The sequence below is a fragment of the Paenibacillus sp. Pae15 genome (assembly GCF_024519685.1).
GTDB lineage: Bacteria > Bacillota > Bacilli > Paenibacillales > NBRC-103111 > Paenibacillus_G > Paenibacillus_G naphthalenovorans.
Genome location: NZ_JALJRM010000060.1, coordinates 1 through 4,626 on the forward strand (window position 1 = coordinate 1; position 4,626 = coordinate 4,626).

Annotated in this window: 5 protein-coding genes; all 5 read left to right on the plus strand. The window is 55.5% G+C overall.

What is annotated here, in order from left to right; all coding sequences use genetic code 11:
• Window positions 1–154: 154 nt before the first annotated feature.
• Window positions 155–577, plus strand: a complete 423-nt coding sequence (locus NR121_RS24740) for a hypothetical protein (protein WP_256832127.1) — start codon at window positions 155–157, stop codon at window positions 575–577.
• A gap of 57 nt (window positions 578–634) precedes the next feature.
• Window positions 635–2,092: an IS21 family transposase gene (gene istA, locus NR121_RS24745; protein WP_256832124.1), complete on the plus strand. Its 1,458-nt coding sequence runs from the start codon at window positions 635–637 to the stop codon at window positions 2,090–2,092.
• The gene (gene istB, locus NR121_RS24750; RefSeq protein WP_137671284.1) at window positions 2,089–2,841 is read left to right on the plus strand and encodes an IS21-like element helper ATPase IstB; all 753 of its coding nucleotides are present in this window, start codon (window positions 2,089–2,091) and stop codon (window positions 2,839–2,841) included. Before istA (NR121_RS24745) ends, istB begins: the two co-directional genes overlap by 4 nt.
• An 18-nt stretch (window positions 2,842–2,859) precedes the next feature.
• Window positions 2,860–4,086, plus strand: coding sequence for an IS21 family transposase (gene istA, locus NR121_RS24755; RefSeq protein WP_256832126.1), 1,227 nt, complete (start codon window positions 2,860–2,862; stop codon window positions 4,084–4,086).
• A gap of 1 nt (window position 4,087) precedes the next feature.
• The coding region (locus tag NR121_RS24760; RefSeq protein WP_256832125.1) for an ATP-binding protein at window positions 4,088–4,626 on the plus strand (539 nt) is incomplete at its 3' end.

Sequence of the window (4,626 nt, forward strand, 5' to 3'; positions counted from 1 at the left end):
TGTTTATCGCAAAATAAAAGTGCCGAGAATTGCAGCGTAAAAATGCCGAGAAAATTGCCGACTTGATCGGCAACAAAAAAAGGCACTTGTCAGCACTCCAAAATCCTCCTATCGTTAAGTTTGCTTAAGACTGACGAAGGAGAGACTCGAAAGGATGCTGAAAATGCCTCAACAACAATATATCAGATTTTTGCGAGAAGCAGAAGGTTGCTCCATTCAAGAGATCGCCGATCGGGTTGGTGTCCACTGGCGAACCGCTAAAAAATATGCGGATCAGGACAACTGGAACCTCCGGATGACCAATAGAAAAAGCCGTTCCCCTGTCATGGGACCCTATATGGAAATCGTTGATGCCTGGTTGGAAGAAGATCGATTGCTTCCCCGGAAACAGCGGCATACCGCTGCTCGTATCTTCCAACGGTTGCGCGACGAGTACCAGTTTCCCGGTAGCGAACGCACCGTTTCCACCTATGTTGTGTACGGTAAGATAAAAATACCCAAAATGATCAAACGGATTTCCCAAAAAAAATCGTGCGAAATTCCCCACTTTAATCGTGCGGAAATGGACCGAATCTAGCAACTCCGTTACCCTGTTCGTAGACGATGAGGGGGCGGAGACGGGGAGATGCTGAAGATGAGTCAGATTGAAACGATCAAGAACATGCAAAGCAAGGGGCTTGAGCCGAGCGCGATCGCCGAGCGGCTGCAGATGGACCGAAAGACGGTGAGGAAGGTCATGAAGTCGGAGACGTTTGAGAATCGAAAACCGAAGGCGGCAGTGGCGCAGCCTTCCAAGCTGGATCCGTACAAGCCACTCATCCAAAGCTGGCTCGAAGAAGATCGTAAGAATCGCTACAAGCAGCGGCACACGGCGCAACGCATTCATAACCGGCTTGTGGCGGAATGCCCCGGGTATGACGCCTCGTATCCGCTGGTCCAGCGATACGTGCGAAGTCTGCGGGAAGCGCGACATCAGGAAGGGACGCTGGAACTGGAATGGCCGCCGGGTGAAGCGCAAGTCGATTTCGGTGAAGCGGATATCTTTGATGCGGACGGCGAGAAGAAAGCCTGTAAGTTCCTCTGCGTCACCTTCCCCTACAGCAACGCGGGCTACACGCAGCTGTTCGGCGGCGAGACGGCCGAGTGCGTGGTGCACGGCCTGCGCGATATTTTTCACCGGATCGGCGGTGTGCCGGGAAGACTGATCTTTGACAATGCCAGCGGCGTAGGCCGGCGAGTGAACGAAAATGTCCAGATGGCGGATCTGTTCCTTCGCTTCAAGGCCCACTATGGTTTCGAGGTCACGTTCTGCAATCCGTACGCTGGCCACGAGAAAGGCAATGTCGAGAACAAGGTCGGCTACTTTCGGCGCAACTTTTTCGTGCCGCTGCCCACCGTGACGGACATGCAGGCCTTTAACGAGGAATTGCTCGGCCGCTGCGAAGCCGATTGGCAGCGTGAACATTACAAGAAAGGCGTCCCGATTCACCTGCTCTTTGAAGATGATAAGAATGCGCTGCTCTATCTTCCGCGCCATCCGTTCGCCGCCTGTCGCTATGCCCGCGTGAAGACGGACGGCTACGGTAAATTCTCGATTGACGGCAAGCACTTCTATTCCTCGTCACCAGAGTGGGCCGGGCGCGAAGTCACCGTGCGAATCGGGGCCCACACCGTGGAACCGCTCCTGCCAAGCGGTGAGCCGATTACGATCCATCTCCGTCTGTTCGGCAAACAGCGGACAGACAGTGTGGACGTGCGGACCACGCTCAGCCGCCTATTGCAGAATCCCGGCGCCTGGCGCAACAGCCAGCTGCGCAAAGCGATTCCGGATCTGCTGCGCGAAGAACTGGACAAGCTGGAACGCACAGAACTGAAAGAGACGCTGGCGACAATGGAGCAGCTCTCCGGGCGCTATGGATTCGACACCGCCCTGCAGGCCATGGAGGAAGCGACCAAGCTCGGACGGCTCACCAGTGCGAACAGCATCGTGCTTGCCGCCAGGCTGGCCTCGTTTGAGCCGGAAGAAAGTCCAAGTGTCGATCTGAGCGTCTACGACCGGATGCTGGAGCCTGTCGGCGGGGTGAAGCCATGAGCGCGATTCGGGAACGGGAGGCGCTGCGCGCGGAGATCTCGGCCTTCTGCAAGAAGCTTGTGCTCAGCCAGCGTGCTGTCCAGCTGTGCGAAACGGAGGCGACGCCCAAACAGGAAGAGTTCTTGCACCGCGTACTATCTGAGGAGATGGAAAGCCGGGAGCGTAGCCGCCGCACTAGGCTACTCAGCCGCGCCGGATTTCCGGTCTACAAGACACTGGAGGGTTACGAGCGCCATGGCGTCAAGCTGCCGAGCTCACTGCAATGGAGCGATCTGACAGAAGGCACGTTTATTGAAGGACGGCGAAATCTGGTGTTGTACGGCCCCGTCGGCACCGGCAAGACGCACCTGGCCATTGCGGCTGGGCTGCGTGCCTGTGAGCTCGGGATGACAGTGAAGTTTTACACGGTCGCAGAGCTGGTGATGCGTTTGGCTGAAGCGAAGCGCGGCGGCACGCTCGAACGCCTAATGAGCGAGATCCAGCGCTGCCAGCTTCTCATTCTTGATGAGTGGGGATATATCCCTGTTGACAAGGACGGCGCGCAGCTGCTCTTCCGTGTCATTGCCGACAGCTACGAGAGCCGCAGTCTGGTTATTACGACCAATCTGGAGTTCTCCAAATGGGGGACCGTCTTCACCGATGACCAGATGGCCGCGGCAATGATTGACCGTTTGGCGCACCACGGGCACCTGCTCGTATTCGAAGGCGAGAGCTACCGGATGAAGCATGCGCTCATGAAAGAACGGTAAAAATTCCCCACGACGATGATGGGGAAAAATGCACGATTTTTTTGGGGATTTTTGCTTGACGAAATACACTATGTGAAACGGCGCAGGACCGAGATGGAACTGGAACGGGCCAAAACGTACGAACGGCTCGAGCATCCGCCGGGTGAAGCACAAGCAGACTTCACGACCATTGAAGTGTGCCAAAACCAGAAGCTGGTTTCCTATAAATTGTTCGTCCTCTCGTTCTCGTATAGCAATGCGGCCTTTGTGTACCCGGTGCCGTCCGAAAACCAGGAATGCTTCCTCGAAGCAATGAAACAGGTCTTCGACCAGATCGGCGGGGTTCCGCAGCGCATCTGGTTCGACAATCTTTCTGCTGCCGTCGTGCACATCGAAAAACAAGGTGAACGGCAGCTGACAGACATGTTCCGCAGATTCTGCGCCCATTACCGATTTGAAGCGGTGTTTTGCAACCCGTACAGCGGCCATGAAAAAGGACATGTGGAAACCAAGTGCGGATACTCGAAGCGAAACTGGGCGGTGCCGATTCCGCTGTTCACAAGCCAAGAGCAGCTTACCGCTCACTTCACGGATCAGGCCGAGCAGGATCGCAAACGCCACCATTATGTCAAAGAGAGACAGATCGAGGAATTATGGCAGGAAGAAGAAAGACGGCATCTGCTGCAGTTGCCGGAGGAACCGTTCGAAGCATTCCGGCTGCAAACCGCGGTGGTGAACAAATACGGCGAAATCCAGGTGGATGATGCGGTCATTCCATTGCTGGGACAAGCTTCTCCCGGTACAGAAGTGATGGCGCAGCTGTTTTGGGATCGTATTGTGGTGCTCGACCACCGGCATGAACCGATGCGGACGGTGCCAAGGCCGTACACCGGAAAGACAGCGGACATTCCTTGGTCGCAGGTGTTTGCGGGCTGGCTGCGAAAACCGCGCAGCGTGACCCACTCCCAGTTTTTACGGATGCTGCCTGAAGTGCTGAAAACTTATGTGACGGTTCCCGATGTGGATATACGCAAAGAACGGCTACAGGGGTTGCACTACTTAAGCAGTGTGTACACGCTGGAGCAGATTACTAATGCTCTTAACATGACTGGGCTTGCAGAAGACATTTCTGGCATCACGGCCTTTCTTGGCATGAAACACGGCAGCCGGAATGTGCCGGCGTCTTGGTCCGAGACGTTGTCCCCGCCGGGAACACGAACAGAGCCCAGATTAGATCGGTATGACCGGTTGATGGGGGTGATGTGAGATGGCGGTGGAACTGACGAATCTGTGCCGACAGCTGCGTTTGGCGCACATTGCCGAATACGTCTCTGCCCAGCAAAGCGAGCAGTTGCTGCAGTTGGTACAGGAACTGCTGGTTGCCGAACTGGACGGCAGACGGCGGGCCAAATTGGGCAAACTGGTCCAGCAGGCGGGATTTCCGCATCTGAAAACCTTCGAGGGATACGTAACGGATCACATTGTCTTCCCGCAGGAAGGAAGTCTGGATACCTTGCGGCAGTTGGAATGGCTGGAACGCAAGGAAAACCTGCTGCTGATGGGAGCTGTGGGTACGGGGAAGACGCATATGGCAATTGCTTTGGGCGTGGAAGCGTGCCGACGGGGCAAAGCGGTGCAGTTTTACCGTTCCAGTGATCTGGTGGCTGTTCTACAAGAGAAATTTGCTTCCGGAACACTCAGTAAGTTTCGGGAGAAGCTGAGGAAGATGGATTTGCTGATTCTCGATGAGGTGGGATACGTCCCGTTCAGCCAAACGGGCTCAGAACTACTGTTTAACGTGATTGC